Source organism: Alkalihalobacillus sp. FSL W8-0930 (assembly GCA_037965595.1).
Classification (GTDB): Bacteria; Bacillota; Bacilli; order Bacillales; family Bacillaceae_D; genus Alkalicoccobacillus.
The window spans coordinates 833,173-849,923 of the sequence record CP150183.1 but is presented as its reverse complement, the minus strand read 5'-3'; the positions used below and the strand labels follow the sequence as shown (position 1 = coordinate 849,923).

20 protein-coding genes are annotated in these 16,751 nt (G+C 40.7%); 7 read left to right on the top strand and 13 right to left on the bottom strand.

The window, feature by feature from the left end; all coding sequences use genetic code 11:
• Positions 1-110: 110 nt before the first annotated feature.
• From NSQ54_04570 to NSQ54_04555, 4 genes are all read left to right on the top strand, one after another.
• Positions 111-491: a GntR family transcriptional regulator gene (locus NSQ54_04570; GenBank protein WYP27384.1), complete on the top strand. Its 381-nt coding sequence runs from the start codon at positions 111-113 to the stop codon at positions 489-491.
• A complete protein-coding gene (locus tag NSQ54_04565; protein ID WYP27383.1) occupies positions 484-1,368 on the top strand; it encodes an ABC transporter ATP-binding protein in 885 nt (294 codons plus the stop codon). Before NSQ54_04570 ends, NSQ54_04565 begins: the two co-directional genes overlap by 8 nt.
• A complete protein-coding gene (locus NSQ54_04560) occupies positions 1,365-2,039 on the top strand; it encodes a hypothetical protein (protein ID WYP27382.1) in 675 nt (224 codons plus the stop codon). Before NSQ54_04565 ends, NSQ54_04560 begins: the two co-directional genes overlap by 4 nt.
• Positions 2,040-2,167: 128 nt before the next feature.
• Positions 2,168-2,335: a hypothetical protein gene (locus tag NSQ54_04555; protein ID WYP27381.1), complete on the top strand. Its 168-nt coding sequence runs from the start codon at positions 2,168-2,170 to the stop codon at positions 2,333-2,335.
• Positions 2,336-2,465: 130 nt separating this feature from the next.
• Here NSQ54_04555 and groL read toward each other — a convergent pair whose 3' ends face one another.
• On the bottom strand, positions 2,466-4,106 hold the full coding sequence (groL, locus tag NSQ54_04550) for a chaperonin GroEL (protein ID WYP27380.1): 1,641 nt from the start codon (positions 4,104-4,106) through the stop codon (positions 2,466-2,468).
• Between the two features lie 43 nt (positions 4,107-4,149).
• Positions 4,150-4,434 carry a co-chaperone GroES gene (groES, locus tag NSQ54_04545; GenBank protein WYP27379.1) on the bottom strand — a complete coding sequence of 95 codons (285 nt, stop codon included), beginning with the start codon at positions 4,432-4,434 and terminating at the stop codon, positions 4,150-4,152.
• A gap of 275 nt (positions 4,435-4,709) precedes the next feature.
• Here groES and NSQ54_04540 point away from each other — a divergent pair, with 275 nt between their 5' ends.
• Both NSQ54_04540 and NSQ54_04535 read left to right on the top strand, forming a co-directional pair.
• A complete protein-coding gene (locus tag NSQ54_04540) occupies positions 4,710-5,444 on the top strand; it encodes a type II CAAX endopeptidase family protein (protein WYP27378.1) in 735 nt (244 codons plus the stop codon).
• 1 nt (position 5,445) lies between these two features.
• A complete protein-coding gene (locus tag NSQ54_04535; protein ID WYP27377.1) occupies positions 5,446-5,652 on the top strand; it encodes a DUF4305 domain-containing protein in 207 nt (68 codons plus the stop codon).
• 51 nt (positions 5,653-5,703) lie between these two features.
• Here NSQ54_04535 and NSQ54_04530 read toward each other — a convergent pair whose 3' ends face one another.
• The 6 genes from NSQ54_04530 to NSQ54_04505 form a co-directional block, all read right to left on the bottom strand.
• Positions 5,704-6,021: a hypothetical protein gene (locus NSQ54_04530; GenBank protein ID WYP27376.1), complete on the bottom strand. Its 318-nt coding sequence runs from the start codon at positions 6,019-6,021 to the stop codon at positions 5,704-5,706.
• A gap of 350 nt (positions 6,022-6,371) precedes the next feature.
• Entirely contained in the window at positions 6,372-6,899 is a 528-nt protein-coding gene (locus NSQ54_04525; protein WYP27375.1) for a DoxX family protein, read from the bottom strand.
• Positions 6,900-7,104: 205 nt separating this feature from the next.
• Positions 7,105-7,938: an STAS domain-containing protein gene (locus NSQ54_04520; protein ID WYP27374.1), complete on the bottom strand. Its 834-nt coding sequence runs from the start codon at positions 7,936-7,938 to the stop codon at positions 7,105-7,107.
• Positions 7,939-7,969: 31 nt separating this feature from the next.
• The gene (gene tatC, locus NSQ54_04515) at positions 7,970-8,722 is read right to left on the bottom strand and encodes a twin-arginine translocase subunit TatC (GenBank protein ID WYP27373.1); all 753 of its coding nucleotides are present in this window, start codon (positions 8,720-8,722) and stop codon (positions 7,970-7,972) included.
• An 18-nt stretch (positions 8,723-8,740) separates the two neighbouring features.
• Entirely contained in the window at positions 8,741-8,920 is a 180-nt protein-coding gene (locus tag NSQ54_04510) for a twin-arginine translocase TatA/TatE family subunit (protein WYP27372.1), read from the bottom strand.
• 16 nt (positions 8,921-8,936) lie between these two features.
• On the bottom strand, positions 8,937-9,584 hold the full coding sequence (locus tag NSQ54_04505) for a redox-sensing transcriptional repressor Rex (GenBank protein ID WYP27371.1): 648 nt from the start codon (positions 9,582-9,584) through the stop codon (positions 8,937-8,939).
• A gap of 168 nt (positions 9,585-9,752) precedes the next feature.
• Here NSQ54_04505 and NSQ54_04500 point away from each other — a divergent pair, with 168 nt between their 5' ends.
• Complete coding sequence (locus tag NSQ54_04500; protein WYP27370.1) at positions 9,753-11,684, top strand: ABC-F family ATP-binding cassette domain-containing protein; 1,932 nt, start codon at positions 9,753-9,755, stop codon at positions 11,682-11,684.
• 38 nt (positions 11,685-11,722) lie between these two features.
• On the opposite strand, the gene NSQ54_04495 is transcribed toward NSQ54_04500, so the two are convergent.
• From NSQ54_04495 to tsaE, 5 genes are all read right to left on the bottom strand, one after another.
• Positions 11,723-13,888: a hypothetical protein gene (locus NSQ54_04495; GenBank protein WYP27369.1), complete on the bottom strand. Its 2,166-nt coding sequence runs from the start codon at positions 13,886-13,888 to the stop codon at positions 11,723-11,725.
• 246 nt (positions 13,889-14,134) lie between these two features.
• On the bottom strand, positions 14,135-15,139 hold the full coding sequence (gene tsaD / locus NSQ54_04490; protein ID WYP27368.1) for a tRNA (adenosine(37)-N6)-threonylcarbamoyltransferase complex transferase subunit TsaD: 1,005 nt from the start codon (positions 15,137-15,139) through the stop codon (positions 14,135-14,137).
• Between the two features lies 1 nt (position 15,140).
• Entirely contained in the window at positions 15,141-15,587 is a 447-nt protein-coding gene (rimI, locus tag NSQ54_04485) for a ribosomal protein S18-alanine N-acetyltransferase (protein WYP27367.1), read from the bottom strand.
• Positions 15,580-16,293, bottom strand: a complete 714-nt coding sequence (tsaB, locus tag NSQ54_04480; GenBank protein ID WYP27366.1) for a tRNA (adenosine(37)-N6)-threonylcarbamoyltransferase complex dimerization subunit type 1 TsaB — start codon at positions 16,291-16,293, stop codon at positions 15,580-15,582. Before tsaB ends, rimI begins: the two co-directional genes overlap by 8 nt.
• Positions 16,284-16,748 carry a tRNA (adenosine(37)-N6)-threonylcarbamoyltransferase complex ATPase subunit type 1 TsaE gene (gene tsaE, locus NSQ54_04475; protein ID WYP27365.1) on the bottom strand — a complete coding sequence of 155 codons (465 nt, stop codon included), beginning with the start codon at positions 16,746-16,748 and terminating at the stop codon, positions 16,284-16,286. The genes tsaB and tsaE overlap by 10 nt, the downstream gene beginning before the upstream one ends.
• Positions 16,749-16,751: the final 3 nt, after the last annotated feature.

Here is a 16,751-nt window from a genome sequence, read left to right as displayed (position 1 = left end):
CACATGTGCAAATGCCCTAAGTTCAAGTATTGACAATCTTACTCCTTCGTTATATGGTTATACACACAACCAACTAACCATCATAGTATATAACAGGAGGTGCTTACATTGTGCGTTCGAAATTAGATGAGAATCGACCGATCTTTCAGCAGATAAAGGAAATGATCGAAGAAGATATTGTTGAGGGCATTCTTCCTGAGGGAGAGAAAGCACCTTCCACGAACCAACTTGTGGCGTATTACAAAATCAATCCTCAAACCGTACTTAAGGGCGTCAATGAGTTAGTGGACAACGGGATTCTATTTAAGAAAAGAGGGGTCGGAATGTTTGTTGCAGAAGGGGCACGTGAGAAGTTACGAAGCATGAGAAAGCGTACGTTCCAAGAAGAATATGTGTGGAGCATGCTGCAGGAAGCGAACCGACTTGGCATCTCTGAGCAGGAAATTAAATCAATGATGGACGACTTAAAAGGGAGGAACGATCATGACTGAACCTACTATAAAAGCAAATAATCTTTCTCTTACCATTGGTTCAAAATTGATTCTCAAGGATCTATCATTTGAACTTAGTGGCCACAAAATTATTGGTCTGCTTGGACGCAATTCTGCAGGCAAAACGTCCTTACTTTCATTGCTCGCTTCTTACCGGCAGCAGACGGCTGGCACTCTTCAATTAAACAACCAAGACATCTTTGATCACTCTCTCGCGATGGAACAGATATCGTTTATCAAAGAAGAATCCTTTGAATATGAGTACGACAAAGTTAAAAAGTGGCTAAACGATCGCAAAGATTTTCGACCAAACTTTGATGAAGACTATGCAAACCATTTAATGAAACGATTTAAGATTCCGATGAACCAAAAGGTATATAACCTGTCTCGTGGTATGAAATCCGCCCTAACTGTGACATTAGGTCTTGCCAGTCGTTGTCCGATTACGATATTTGATGAGGCCTATCTTGGGATGGATGCACCTGCCAGGGAGATCTTTTATGAGGAAGTGTTAAGGGATTACATGGAGCATCCACGAATGATTATTCTTTCTACACATTTAATCTCTGAAATGGATGCGTTGTTTGAGGAAGTAGTAATTATAAAAGAAGGAGCCTTACTCCTACACAAACATACAGAAGAGTTTTTAACAGAAGGTCTCTCTGTAACTGGAACAGCAGAACGTGTGGATGCATGGACAGCTGGCCTAACCACTCTAAAGGAACAATCGCTTGGCCATACAAAATCTACTATGGTATATGGTTCAATCACACCAGAAAAACGAAAAGCGGCTTCTGAAGCTGGGTTAGAGCTTGGCCCTGTCACATTGCAAGATCTATTTATTCATTTAACAGAAGAAGGAGTTGAATCAGAATGAATGCGAAGGCAAAGCTGATCTGTCGGAAATTCAATTCATTCTATACTCAATGGACAATTGGTTTCTTCGTTACCTTAATCGTAGTCCATTTCCTTGCCATTATTTTCGCTGCAACAACCGTCTGGTCATTTTACGACACAAGCAGTCAAGCTACACAATTTTATATGTTAATCCTTGGCATCATGAATATGGGTTTGCTTTCTTATGGTGTTTCGAATGGGATCTCGAGAAAAGATTATTTTGTCGGGGTTTCTGCTTCAGCCGTTTTGTATAGCATAATGTTATCGGCTATTACATTAATCACTACCTTCCTTTTTGAAGACATGCTTTTTCCGCAGCTTGGATTAGACACAGGTGGATCTATCTCTATTACGTTCGCATTATTCCTTTCTCTACTTTTACGTTTTCTTTTGTACTATTTCCTTGGCTGGTTGATCATGGCCGCATTCCATAGATATCATTGGATCTTTGGAGCTGTATTTATAGGAATAGCCATCGTTGTTGTTGCCTTTCATGATTATCTTCTAGGTGAAAATGAATCAACAGTCTTGAATTTCTTACCTGTTGTTGATCTCTCTCCGTTCATCTCTCTACCTTTAATCGCATTACTTGTACTCGGAACGATGACATTCGTACGGAAAATGACAAAGGATGTACATGTGAAGATTTAAAAGAACATTAAATTTTGCTATTCCTTGCTTTTAGACAATATTAGTCAAGATGCACCCTATCTAATCATATTTTTGTATGAGACAATTGGGTTACAGCTAACGAAGGCTGTATGAGGGAGTTGATCCGTTTGTATCGAATTGTACGTACATTTGACGGTGAAACGAAAACCTTAAAGGCACCGAACAGCCATTTGGACAAATCCTTTACGGAATTCGTCGAGGCAGAACGACTAATGAAAAAATTAAATAACTACTCTAAGCCAGGCTATTATTGGTCTGTCGAAGAGGTTTCATAGAAAAAAGCGAATAGGTGGCTGCCTATTCGCTTTTTTTGGTGTTCTAGATAAAAAGAAGCCTCCGTTAACAAATAACGAAGGCTTCTTCAATCCATTGGCTTACAGATATGCCCTGTACATCAATGGTTTATTACATCATTCCAGGCATTCCGCCCATTCCACCCATACCGCCCATGTCAGGCATTCCGCCGCCAGCGTTTTCTTCTGGCTTATCAGCGATTACAGCTTCTGTTGTAAGAAGCATTGCAGATACGCTTGATGCGTTTTGAAGTGCAGAACGAGTTACTTTAACTGGATCAAGGATACCAGAGTCAACCATGTTTACATATTCACCAGTTGCTGCGTTGAAGCCAATTCCAACTTCTTCGCCTTTAAGGCGCTCAACGATAACAGATCCTTCAAGACCAGCGTTGTGAGCGATTTGACGAACTGGCTCTTCTAGAGCACGGATCACGATATTCACACCCGTTGCTTCGTCTCCCTCTGCATCTACTGCTTGAACAGCTTTAAGTACGTTAACAAGTGCAGTACCACCACCTGCTACGATTCCTTCTTCAACTGCTGCACGAGTAGAGTTTAGAGCATCTTCAATACGAAGCTTACGCTCTTTCATTTCTGTTTCAGTTGCCGCACCCACTTTAAGAACAGCTACTCCGCCTGCAAGCTTAGCAAGACGCTCTTGAAGTTTTTCTTTGTCAAAGTCAGATGTTGTTTCTTCTAGCTGAGCTTTGATTTGGTTTACGCGGCTAGCGATTTGGTCTGCTTGACCAGCACCTTCAACGATTGTTGTGTTTTCTTTTGTCACAACAACCTTGCTTGCGCGACCAAGTTGAGAAATGTTTGCTGATTTAAGGTCAAGACCTAGATCTTCAGTGATCACTTCTCCACCCGTTAGGATTGAGATGTCTTCAAGCATTGCTTTACGACGATCTCCGAAACCTGGAGCTTTAACAGCTACTGCATTAAATGTTCCACGAAGCTTGTTCACAACTAGAGTTGCTAGTGCTTCACCTTCAACATCCTCAGCAATAATTAAGATTGGACGGCTTTGTTGTACCACTTGCTCAAGAACAGGTAGTACTTCTTGAATGTTACCGATTTTCTTATCTGTAATAAGGATGTACGGATTTTCAAGAACAGCTTCCATTTTATCAGAGTCAGTTACCATGTAAGGTGAAGAGTAGCCACGGTCAAATTGCATACCTTCTACAACTTCAAGCTCTGTAGAGAATCCTTTTGATTCTTCGATTGTAATAACGCCATCGTTACCAACACGCTCCATTGCTTCTGCAATGATTTGGCCTACTTCGTTATCGCCAGAAGAGATCGCTGCCACTTGTGCAATGGATTCTTTTCCTTCAATTGGTTTAGCAATCTTCTGAAGCTCTTGAACCGCTGCAGCTGTTGCTTTTTCAATTCCTTTACGGATTACCATTGGGTTTGCACCAGATGTTACGTTTTTAAGTCCTTCACGGATCATCGCTTGAGCAAGAACCGTTGCAGTTGTTGTACCATCACCAGCGATATCGTTGGTTTTGCTAGCAACTTCAGCAACAAGCTTCGAACCCATGTTTTCGAATGCATCTTCAAGCTCGATTTCTTTTGCAATCGTTACACCATCATTAGTGATAAGTGGAGAACCGAATTTCTTCTCAAGAACCACGTTACGTCCCTTTGGTCCAAGCGTTACTTTAACAGCGTTTGCAAGTGCGTCTACTCCGCGAAGCATGGAACGACGAGCATCTTCACTAAACTTGATATCTTTAGCCATTTTGTCAGCCTCCTAAATTAAAATCGTAAATATGTGCTCTTTATTAGCCAATTACAGCAAGAATGTCGCTCTCGCGTAAAATTAAATAGTCTTTTCCTTCATATTTCACTTCTGTGCCTGCATATTTTGAGAAGATTACAGAATCGCCTTCTTTAAGCTCAAGCGCTACACGCTCGCCATTATCTGTTACACGACCTGCTCCTACAGCAACAATCTTACCTTCTTGTGGTTTTTCTTTTGCTGAATCCGGTAATACGATTCCGCTTGCTGTTGTTTCCTCTGTTTCGATTTGCTCTAAAACAATACGATCACCTAATGGTTTTAACAAGGAAAACACCCTCCCTTTACGTACTATGTAGTAGTCTTTTATTAGCACTCGATTGGTGTGAGTGCTAACACATTTATTATGATAATCATTCCAGCAATCTTTTGCAAGTCATTTACTCGATTTTTTTTGTCGAAATCCTTCTATCTTTGCCCAACTTCTTATACCCTGTATTTCTTTATTCTATTCGGCATATTCATAAGGCATCCCTTCTGATTTTCTGCACAGACTATGATAAAATAAACAGATGATTAAACCACAAAAAAGGAGCAATTGTTTTGAACATTAGGTATTGGTTTATTCTTGTAACCTTCATAGCCATGCTCTTTGGCGCTGTTCCTTTCGTGTTTCTTTTTCAAGCACTTGGGATAACAGAAGCTAATGTGTTAATTGGATATTCAACTGTTGCAAGCTACGTAATAGGTACGTTAATTATTTTCTTATTGTTGTTGCCTGATATGCGTCAAGGAAATCTTGATCGTGATCGTTCAGGTGTAGGGATGACCATCGTATGGTCAATCACCGGTGTAGTTCTTGTCTTTGTCGCTCAGTACGCCGCCGCTTTAATTGAGATCTTTGTTTTTGGCATTGAAGCAGGATCGGACAATACTGAATCACTTGTGCAACTAAGCAGAGCCGTGCCACTAATGATGGTTGTCATTGCGATACTCGGTCCAATTATTGAGGAAATTGTGTTCCGAAAAGTTCTATTTGGTTCGTTACATAAGAAGATGAACTTTTTCTTTGCAAGTACCATTAGCTCATTAATCTTCGCAGCAGCACACTGGGATTTTGAGCATTTGCTCGTTTACCTTGCTATGGGCTATGCCTTTGCTTTCTTGTATGTCATCAGTAAACGAATTATTGTTCCAATCATTGCGCACATTTCATTAAATTCATTTGTTGTCCTTATACAAGTGGTATTCTACGATGAAATTCAACGTATTCTCGAGCAAGCTGAACAACTATCTAATCTTGACGCATCCGTGATCTTGCGTTTGATTGGAGGGTAATATGAGAGGTTTTTCTCCAATCTTTGTTGCAACCTTTTATATTCTACTTGGAGTGTTTATAACCATTCTAACTTCAAACAGCGTTAGTCGAAACGGTTGGACCTTTATTAATGTGTTGCTAGCTGCTTTAGCGGCCTATGATTTTTATATGGCTTTCCGTTTCCTTATCCTCAGAAAGACCATCAAAAACATGCAAAAGAAAGATTAATTCAAAATCATACATAAAAGCCCTTTTCCAAAGTGGAGATGGGCTTTTTTGTTATAGTTCATCGTATGCGATTTTTGTTTTCTTTTTTGATAATTCATTTATAACAATAGACCAATTATTCATCAGATGTTCTCTATGAGTAGACTCCCGTTCTCTTGTTGGTTCCTCCGTTATTTCATCTTTAAATACAAGTGTTTGTGTACTTACTGCCTCAGTAGAAGCCGCTCTTTGTTGTTGTGAATGTTCATTTATTTGATATGAAGATGTATACTCATCAGATTGCACACTGGTGGTTACAGGCTCACTACTAATTGAACCAATCAAACAGACCATAAAAAAAAGCGGAATCCAAACGTGAAGTTTATTCATCGCTCATTCCTCCAAATGTATTATCATGATTTTATATACCCTCCCACATTTTTTCAAAACATCTTTTATTATTTCATATAGAAAAGAGAGCGGGACATAACTTGAATGTAGCGGGTAAAAAACGAATATAGCAAATAATCCGCTAAAGAAGAGTCCCTCGCACCCGCCGGGAACGGCCTCAGCCTACCCGCCGAAAGGACGCCGCTGCAGTGTCTTCACCACGTTCTGTTCCGTAGGAGTCTCGGGTTCTCCTTCCGCTGTTTTTCTAAAAACCACGAATGGCGAATGATTCATAATCTAATCATTCGCCATTCTCTCATTAATTTTTAGTTTTGTGCCGGTTTAAACAATTAAGCCGGTTGTCCAGCTCTAGTGTCTAGACGATCTATATGCTTATCTTTTTTGTTCCATTTTCGTTTTATAAATGGGAGGATGTATCGATCTAATCCAAACCTACCTGCATTCACTCCCGCTACTAAAATAATGAATCCGAGTACGATCATGATCGGGTTCACAGATACAGTTCCCGCTAGTAAAAATGATAGATTCATCACGATTCCGAAGAATGCAGCCGCAGTAGTTAAAAATCCTAAGATTAATCCAAGACCTACTAAAATTTCTCCCCAAGCAACAACAGTGCTAAAGAGTCCTTCATATGGTAATGCGACATTCTCAAGAAAGCTCACATAGAATGGATACACGACTTCTTCACCTTTTACTACAGGATTGGTCACAGCTGCTTGCAAAAATCCTCCTGCAGAAAATTCTCCAGTTACTTTTCCAAGACCTGAAGTTAACCAGGTCCACCCTAGATACAAACGTAAGAATGCCAGTATTCCAGAAGCCCATTTACTTTCTCTTAAAAATCGAATAAACATATGAATTCCTCCTTGTTTTGTATTATGTGAAGTGTTTCACATTCTCTTTCTACTCATAGTATAAGCGATTTCATTTGATTTGTGTGGGTCTGGAGAAGAATGACAAACTTTGTTCATAATTTCACAAACTATTTTAAGGTAAGGAGCTAGACTTAAAAACAAAAAGACTGATCATCCTATTTAAGGATGATCAGTCTCATACAGATTATTTCTCAGCCAACGCTTGAGCAAGTGTAGATTTAATTCGAATCTGATCGAATGAAAGTCCTAATTGAACGGCTGTTTGTGCAATTTCAGGGCGGATACCAGATAATGTGGTTCTTACTCCGATAATGGACAAAGCAGAGATTAATTGAAAGATTTCATTCGCAACCATTGTATCAATGATCACAACTCCAGATAAGTCTAGATACAAGTGATCTACGCCCTTTTCTGCACATTGTGCAAGCGTATTTTCTAGAATAGATTTTGCACGAGCCGTGTCAATATCTCCTACAAGTGGCAGGAGTGCACTGCTATTTTGTAGAAGAATAACAGGGGAACTAAGTTCGTTAATCATTTCCTTCTGCGCTTCTAATTGAACGGTTGTATTTGTATCAATCTTCTTAATAAAATGTTGAATTGTGAAATCAAGAGTTTTGACAACTTGATGTTTCCATTCGTCGTGCTGTTCTTTTGTTACCTCAACTGAACTCTTTTCAACAAACTTCTCAATGTATGACAGAAAAATATCTCTCGTCCGAACAAACTCACGAAACATTTGATTTAGAGGTGTTTGTAGATGAGCCCGATCACTTCCAATGTCACCAATCCAGCTTAGGATACGGTTGTGTACTTCAGAAGTTGGTGTGATAAAAAGACGAGTCAGATTCTTTATGTATTCTTCATTTTGCTGCATAAGCTTATAGATGGAATCGGCATCCTTTACCGAATAGACAGAATCTACATCATCTTCTTCAAGCGTTTTAAACCATGTCTCAGTCACTTCTTTAGTTCGCTCTTGCAAAAATTCATATAATGATTGATTGACTGTATTCATGGCTAATCACATCTCCATATCGTTTCTATTTTTAATCTGATTGCTTCTTTTCGGCTACGTCTTCAGTTAATTTGTACTTACGATAGGTCAGCTTAGAAAGCCAAATACTAAATTCGTAGAGTAACAGTAACGGAACGGTTACCATTAAATGTGAAAATAAATCTGGTGGTGTTATAAACCCAGCAATGACTAATAAGACAAAGTAAGCATACTTGCGGATTGTACGTAAAAAGTCAGGTGTAAGTAGACCAATTCTCGTTAAAAACATCACAACAACAGGCAATTGGAATAACGCACCAAACGGTAAAATTAATTGAAAGAGAAAAGCAAAGTATTCATTGATTCCATATTGCTCTGTTATATTTAACCGATCCGCCATGGTAGACATAAACGAAAGGATAAATGGAAACAAAACAAAATAAGCAAATGCAACGCCAACTAAAAACAATACAAAGGCGATAGGAATATAAGCAAGTGTAGCCTTTTGTTCCTTTTCATGCAAGCCTGGCTTCACGAAAGCCCAAAGCTGATAAAGAACCACTGGAAAGATTAAGACCAATCCAATCGCTAACGTGAATGTCATAAAAATACGAAGTGGATCCGTCATCTTAAAAGCGTTCATTGGTAAATCGCGTGCTTCAGGTGTTTGCTGTAGTAACGTGATGAGGGGTGATGAAATAAAGAATCCGATTATTAGCGCCACAATAAAAAAGGCGAGGACGACAAAGAGTCTTCGCCTTAATTCTTCAAGGTGGGCCCATATGGACATGTCCTGTTCTTTCATATAAGATCCATCCTTAGATTAAGCTTGGTCTTTCTCACGTTTCTTTTCTTCTTCATCATCTGCAAGACCTTTTGTTGCATTTTTGAATTCTCTTAAGCTAGAGCCAAATGCTTTTCCAAGCTCCGGCAGCTTCTTAGGCCCAAATATTAATAAAGCAACAATTGCTATTAAAATGATACTCCATGGTCCCATTTGCATAACTATTTCATCCTCCTTATTCTGGTGAATCGAGTGGGTAGTGCTTTAAAAAGTAAACAAGCGCTTGCAATTCAACTGCAAGGTCAATGTGGTGAACGCGCACTGAGTCTGGAACGGTTAGTCTAGCAGGCGTGAAGTTCAGAATGGCCTTCACTCCGGAAGCAACAAGCCTGTCCGCAATCTTCTGAGCGACTGTCGCTGGTACTGTTAAAATGGCTACCGTGATTTCTTTTGTATGCTTTTCCTCAAAGTCGTTAAGGTCGTAGATTTCTACGCCTCCAACATCTGTTCCTATTTTATCTGGGTCAACATCAAAAGCCATCTCAATTTGAGTATTATTATTTTTAAAAAAGTTATAGTGTAGAAATGCTGTGCCTAAATTCCCGACTCCAACCAGCATTACCTTCGTTAAATCATCTTGGTCTAATGTTTCGCGAAAGAATGATAACAAATAATTTACATTATAACCATATCCCTTCTTTCCTAATGCACCAAAATACGAAAAATCTCGTCTAATTGTTGCAGAATCCACTTTAACCGCTTCGCTCAATTCTGTAGATGACACTCGTTGTTTCCCTGAAGCGTGTAAGTTCTCCAAAAACCGATAATAAAGCGGAAGTCTTTTAGCTGTTGCTTGTGGTATCTTCATGTGTTCTGACTTCATTACGTTCCTCCCGAGACTGTTCATCTCTTTTAGAAGAGAGAACTACATCCATTGTACACTATTTTTCTGCGAATGTAAGGGTTCGCATGAGAAGTATTCATAAGTTGTTACGATGTTTGATTATACGTTACACTAGAGAAAAAGAACTGTACACGGGAAGGACTTATTATGATTGTTTTACAATGTATAAATGTATCGAAAGCCTTTGTGGCTGACCCTGTTTTAGAGAATGTAAAGCTTGAGGTTCAAACAGGTGATAGATTGGCTCTCGTTGGGCGAAATGGCGCAGGTAAATCTACGCTTCTTAAAATCATTGCAGGGGAATATCAGCCCGACTCAGGACAAATTATGATTCCAAAAGGCATACGTGTTGGTTACCTTGAACAGCATAGTGGCCTTGCATCTGAACGTTCCATTTGGGATGAGATGCTTACCGTTTTTGAACCCCTTCGGCAAATGGAGAAGCGATTAAGAGAACTAGAGTCGCTTATGTCGGATCCATCAGTCCTATCAGATGAGACAAGCTATAACAAATTAATTAAGGAATACGATGAACTACAATTAACGTTTAAGGATCAAGGCGGATATCAATATGAAGCAGACATTCGCAGTATCTTGTCAGGACTTCATTTTTCTAGCTTTGATTACACAACAAGTATCGCAACACTGAGTGGTGGACAACGTACAAGACTAGCACTGGCCAAGCTCCTTTTACAAAAACCAGATTTGTTAATTCTAGATGAACCTACCAACCACTTAGATATCGACACTTTATCCTGGCTTGAGCAATTTTTAACAGGATACAAAGGTGCCATTCTACTTGTTTCCCATGACCGATACTTTCTTGATCAAATTGTTACAGGTGTTGTGGAGCTTTCCAGACAAAAGTCGATCCGCTATCCTGGAAACTACAGCTTCTATTTAGATGAGAAAGCGGCGCGTTATGAGCAAGAATTAAAGCAATTTGAGAAACAGCAATCAGAAGTAGCTAAGCTTGAGGACTTTATTGCTCGTAACCTTGTTCGAGCTTCAACTACCAAGCGAGCCCAAAGTCGGCGAAAGCAGCTAGAGAAGATGGATAGACTTGATCGTCCAGCTGGTTCTGAGAAATCTGCCTCATTCTCTTTTGACATTGAGCGCCAAAGCGGAAACGAAGTTCTTCGTGTGAACGATTTAAGCTTATCCTTTTCTGGACAAACCATTCTAGATCACCTGCAGCTTGAGTTAAACCGCGGAGAAAATGTTGCCTTAATCGGTCCAAACGGTGCCGGGAAGTCCACACTATTAAAAGCGATTATGAACAAGCTTGTGCCAGACTCTGGTACGGTTCGCTTTGGCTCTCACGTGACGATTGGTTACTACGATCAGGTTCAAGCCGAGCTTCATTCAAATAAGACGGTTTTACATGAACTATGGGATGAGCATAGACTGACTCCTGAAAAGGAAATCCGTACTGTTTTGGGGAATTTTCTATTTAGCGGGGATGATGTGTTAAAGCCTGTCACAGCTTTAAGTGGTGGGGAAAAAGCACGCCTTGCGCTTGCAAAGCTAATGATGCAAAAGGCGAATGTACTTCTGCTAGATGAGCCTACCAACCACCTTGATCTTGATTCAAAGGAAATTCTTGAGGCGGCACTCATCGACTATCCAGGCACATTATTATTCGTTTCACATGACCGCTACTTTTTAAATCGTTTAACCACTCGAACCGTTGAGTTAGCTGATGGGAAAACGACTTCATTTTTAGGTGACTACGATTATTACCTAGAAAAAAAAGAAGAACAACGACAATTCGAGCAACTGAGAGAACAAACTAATAGTATACAATCATCAAACGATGTTCATACAACAAAACAAAACTACTCACAGGATAAAGAAGCGAAAAAACAGGAACGTCAACGTGTTCGCCGAATTGAGGCCATTGAAGCGGAAATGGCTGAACTTGAAGAGAAGATTCAGCAATATGAAACAGATCTATGCGATCCAGACGTTTTCGCGGATCACGTCCGTGCTACAGAGCTCCAAGGCTCTATCAACAGTGCCAACGAGACACTTGAGGCACTCATGGAAGAATGGGAAACCCTTCAAGTAGAAGAATAGGTACGATCTAAACAAAACAGACTACTGATTCCAGATGATCAGTAGTCTGTTTGCTCTATTTGTCTCCAATAAAAATAAATCGACACAACACAAAACATAGAGGTTGCCGCTGCAACAACACCTGAATCATTTATTAAAAGTAGAATAACGGACCCTATCACTCCTGTTTTAATAAACACCTGCTTCCCTTCGTCTGCCCATCGATCAAGTCTTCTCCAGAGAATGAGCCCGGCTAAAAGATAACTAATGACGAGTAGTTGCGTCCAGTTTGAATGCTTAAAGAGCTTAACATTCATTTCTACTTTTCTGGCAATGGTATCTATAATATATGAAGCGTCTCCTGCAAGTAATCGTTCATAGGCTACTCCAATATGAGACGAATGACTAGCAGCCTGCAGAGCATATAGAAGGAATAAGGCACCTACACCACTTCCGATAAGAATAAAAATGACCTTCTTCTTACTCACTTTGATCGGAATTGCCCACATAAGCCAGAAGAAGCTAGCCAAGCAAGCAGAAAGAAAGCCACCTGCATTTGCACCAAGCTGTGAGTGCCCTAAGAAAAGGAGATGGCCTGAAATCAATACAATCGATGTCGCCCATCTTAGCCAGGTTATTCGGATATTTACTAGATAGACGGTAATCACAAACACAAAGATGATATAAATTCCCACATATTCATTTCCTATCCCGTAAAACCGTGCACCGATTAACGGATCATACCCTAAGTAAGAATGGGATAAAAGTGTTGAGCCTGTCACAAGATCGACGCTGAGTGCTATAACCGTAACTAGTGCCGTGAACAGAATTCCCCAGCTTCGTAGCAGCCTAACACTCCCTCCCCACAACAAAGAACAACAAAAGAGTAGCACAAAAAATCCCGCAGCAGACGAGGTTGATTCAAGCTTAGCTAATAATAAAAACCATAGAGGAGAGCTTAAGGCAGATAAAAGAAGGATTTCTAAAAACGTTTTTTGTGTTTGCTTTTCCCTACCGAACCACGTCCATCCACTTACTCCAAGCAGCAAAATGGCTAAGCTTGTTACATAAACGGATAAAACCCAAGCTCTCGTTTTAAACACATGGAATGACTCTTCCACTCGCTCAATTAATTGGTTGGGATCATTGATTTCATTCGTGATTCTTTTTAAAGGAAACCCTTGATCATAATCTGTGGACAAAAGCCCCATACGCTCGATCAAGCTTGGCGCTACATCCACATTACTTAGCACATCCGTTCTTCTTGTTGTATCAGAGAATAGTGCGCCTCCCTCTCCATTACTAGTCCATTCATAAATGGGGGCAAGCTGCTTCTTGTCCGAATACGCTTCTTTATGAACAAAAGGAGAGATTAACCACATATCAGGATGTACCTTTCGGACGTTTACTATAAATGCTTCCAGCTCTCGCAGTGCCTGTTCTCGTTGCTTTTCATATACGACATCGGTCATTTGATTTTTCAACGTGAACAACCGGTACAGGTCTCCCCACTCAACCACGATAAGTGAGTTTACTTCAGATCTCTTCGCTATTTCATCAAGCATCCACTCGGCATTCATTTTCACACCATACGCTCTTGTGGTATCCTTCATCACACTTTCTTTCAAGGATCCCTCTGTCATCCCTTTGCTAGTCATCGTAAGAAACGGCGCAAAGCGATGGAATTGATCTGTATCACTTGTTCCCATAACAAATGTACGGTTTCCTGCATCTAAAAGCCTGTCTCCAACCATTCCAAAACGTGCTTTATGATGAGTGTCTTGATTTTTTTTATGTAGTTCTTGAATCTGTGGATAAACGATCCCGTCAACTACAAGGTTACCAGTAAGCTGTGTGTACCGATCTCCAGCAAGTTGCCCTTCCATTTCTTCTTCAAATTCGTAAGGCGTCGTATGCGGAATGGCTGCTGACCTTCTCCCGGCTGAGAGCGTAAGCATACTACCCAGTTCAGAGTGTAGTCCAGCTGATTTTGTATTCATTGCCCCTGAATAGGCACCAGACCATAAAGCCTCATCCCCATGATCTAGAAACCACTCCGCTTCTTCAAAGCTCATACCCGGCACGATAATGATGACTTGATCCTTATGTGCAAGACGCACATCATCCGCTTTGGCCTCTGTCCAATTAGGGCAGGCACTCACTACCAACATGATGAAGAAAACGAATAAAGACCACCTGATGTATTTTGCACTATTTTCTGACATATCCACATTATCCACACACATTTCCACAGGAGATAGCGTTCATCGAGCATTCATTACTCTCTTTTTACATGATCATAACGTTCTTATTATTTCCTTTACAATCCTTACGCACAACATTATCCACATTACTCACATGTTGTGGATAATGTTATGCACAACTTACTTTCTTTTTATATAGTGTGCCACGTAACAGATGTTTTCATAAAAAAAGAACCAAAAAGAATGTAATCTCTTTGGTTCCAACGATTATAGGTCCATTCCTGGGCGACCATTGAGATCCCATCCAGCAAATGATTGCTTCTCTAATTGATAAAAAGCTGCTGCACCAATCATGGCAGCATTGTCTGTACATAATGAAAGAGGAGGAATAGACAGCTTGATCGATTCACTAAACTCTTTTTCAAGTGCTGCACGTAGCCCTTTATTCGCAGCAACTCCACCTGCAACAACTAATTGCTTCACCTCATACCGATCTACAGCTTTTCTTGTTTTCGTTACTAACACATCAATGACACTTTCTTGAAAACTAGCTGCTAAATTCGGTATGTTCGGCTCATCACCACGTTGCTTCTGGTTGTGAACCACATTTAACACATGTGATTTCAGACCACTGAAGCTAAAGTCTAATGAATCAGGCTCTAACCAAGAGCGTGGGAAATCCATTTCTGCAGATCCGGTATGAGCTAGACGATCAATATGAGGACCTCCTGGATAAGGTAGGCCGAGCGTTCTCGCTACTTTATCGTATGCTTCACCAACAGCATCATCTCGCGTCATCCCAATCGTTTCAAATTGCCCATCTTGTTCCATATAAATTAATTCTGTATGCCCACCTGACACCACAAGCGCCATTAAGGGAAATTGCATTGGCTGAACAAGCTGATTGGCATAAATATGCCCCGCGATGTGATGGACGCCGATTAGCGGTAAACCATGCGCAAATGCCATAGCCTTTGCCGCATGTACACCAATTAATAACGCCCCTACAAGTCCCGGACCTTCTGTAACCGCCACTGCATCTAACTCATCAGGACGAACCTCTGCTTCAGCTAACGCTTGCTCAATAATCCGTGTTACCTGCTCCACATGATGACGCGATGCTACTTCTGGCACAACGCCACCAAAACGCTTATGACTCTCAATTTGGGAGGCCACGACATTACTTCGAATCACTGTGCCATTTTCAATAACAGATGCCGCTGTTTCATCACAGCTTGTTTCAATTGCTAAAATTCGTTTAATCTTTGTCATATTAGAAATCCACCCACATAACCCATGCGTCCTCCGCATTGTCTTGATAGTAGTTTTTTCGTATGCCGCCTTTTTTCATCCCAAACTTTTGATATAAGCTCTGGGCGACGACATTTGATTCTCTTACTTCTAACGAAACCTTCGTCCCGCCCATTCCTTTTATTAAGGTAATGGCTGCACCTAGGAGCTCTTCGCCTCTTTTCTTTCCGCGTGCGGAAGAATGAATGGCGATGTTGGTAATTTGTGCTTCTCCAGCTATTAACCAAAATCCACAATAACCAACAATATGTCCCTCTAACTCATACACAATATAATGCGCATAATGATTAAGCGTTAATTCATTCTCGAAGATCTCTTTTGTCCACGGTGACGTAAATGCATCTAACTCCACTTCCAGCACCTGGTCAATATCATCATGAGTCATGAACCGGATGGGACCCTCACTCATTGACTTTCCCTCTTTGTGCTTCTTCCCACTTTGCTTCAGCCTCTGACAGCTGAAGATAATTTGGAACAAGAGTATGAACATCTTGAACCGGTTGTTTCGCCTCACCTAAAGCGGCAAGCTCACTTGGTCTTGGCAGTTGCTTGGAGGGTGGAGCAAAGTGAGCGAGGGCTCCAAGCTTCTCTTGAATGACATCCTTATGTATAGAAATGTCTGAACCCGTAAATAAAACCGGTTTTCCTTGTTCTACTAAGTCCTCAAGCAGTTGATCACGTTCAATTAATTGCTCGTCCCCTTGTAGAGATAGGTCTCCATTTTCAAGACTTGAGTAACAAGCGGTGTACACTCGATTACGTCTGGCATCAATAATTGGACAAACCGTTCCTTGAAAATAGCGCCCCTGCTGTGCCATAGCCTCAAGACTCGACACTCCAACTAACGGAATATCTAGAGTCCAAGCTAACGTCTTGGCTGTAGTTACACCAATTCGAACACCTGTATAAGAACCCGGTCCAACAGCAACCACAATTCTTGAGATGTCTTTTGGGGTTAGATCAAGCTCAGCTAGTACATTATTCACAGCAGGCATTAATCTAAGCGAGTGGTTCTTTTTCATATGAGTCGTGAGTTCTGCTGCAACCTGTCCATCCTTTAATACAGCCACTCCGAGCACATATGAAGATGTATCTAATGCTAACGTTATTCCCATTCTGCTAACTCCTTACAAAGCTGTTCAAAGTGTTCACCGTGCGGTTCAAACAGCAAATATCTTTTTTCTTCTCCCACGTGACGAATGGTAATATCTAATCGCTTGTCAGGCAGTTGATCTGCAATCTTTGAAGCCCATTCCACAACCGTGATGCCTTCTCCATAAAAGTATTCGTCTAAGCCAATATCCTCTTCACTCTCTTCATCTAAACGGTACACATCCATATGATAAAAAGCAAGACGGCCTTCGTATTCTTTTATAATGGTAAAAGTCGGGCTGTTTACAACCTTCTTTACACCAAGTCCTTTTGCTAGCCCCTTCGAAAAGTGAGTTTTACCGGCTCCAAGGTCACCTTCAAGCGTAATGACATCACCTGGCCCAACAAGCATGGCTAATTTCTCCGCAAGCACCATCGTCTCAAGTGGAGAATGAACCTGCTTTTTGTACCTGCCCATTGC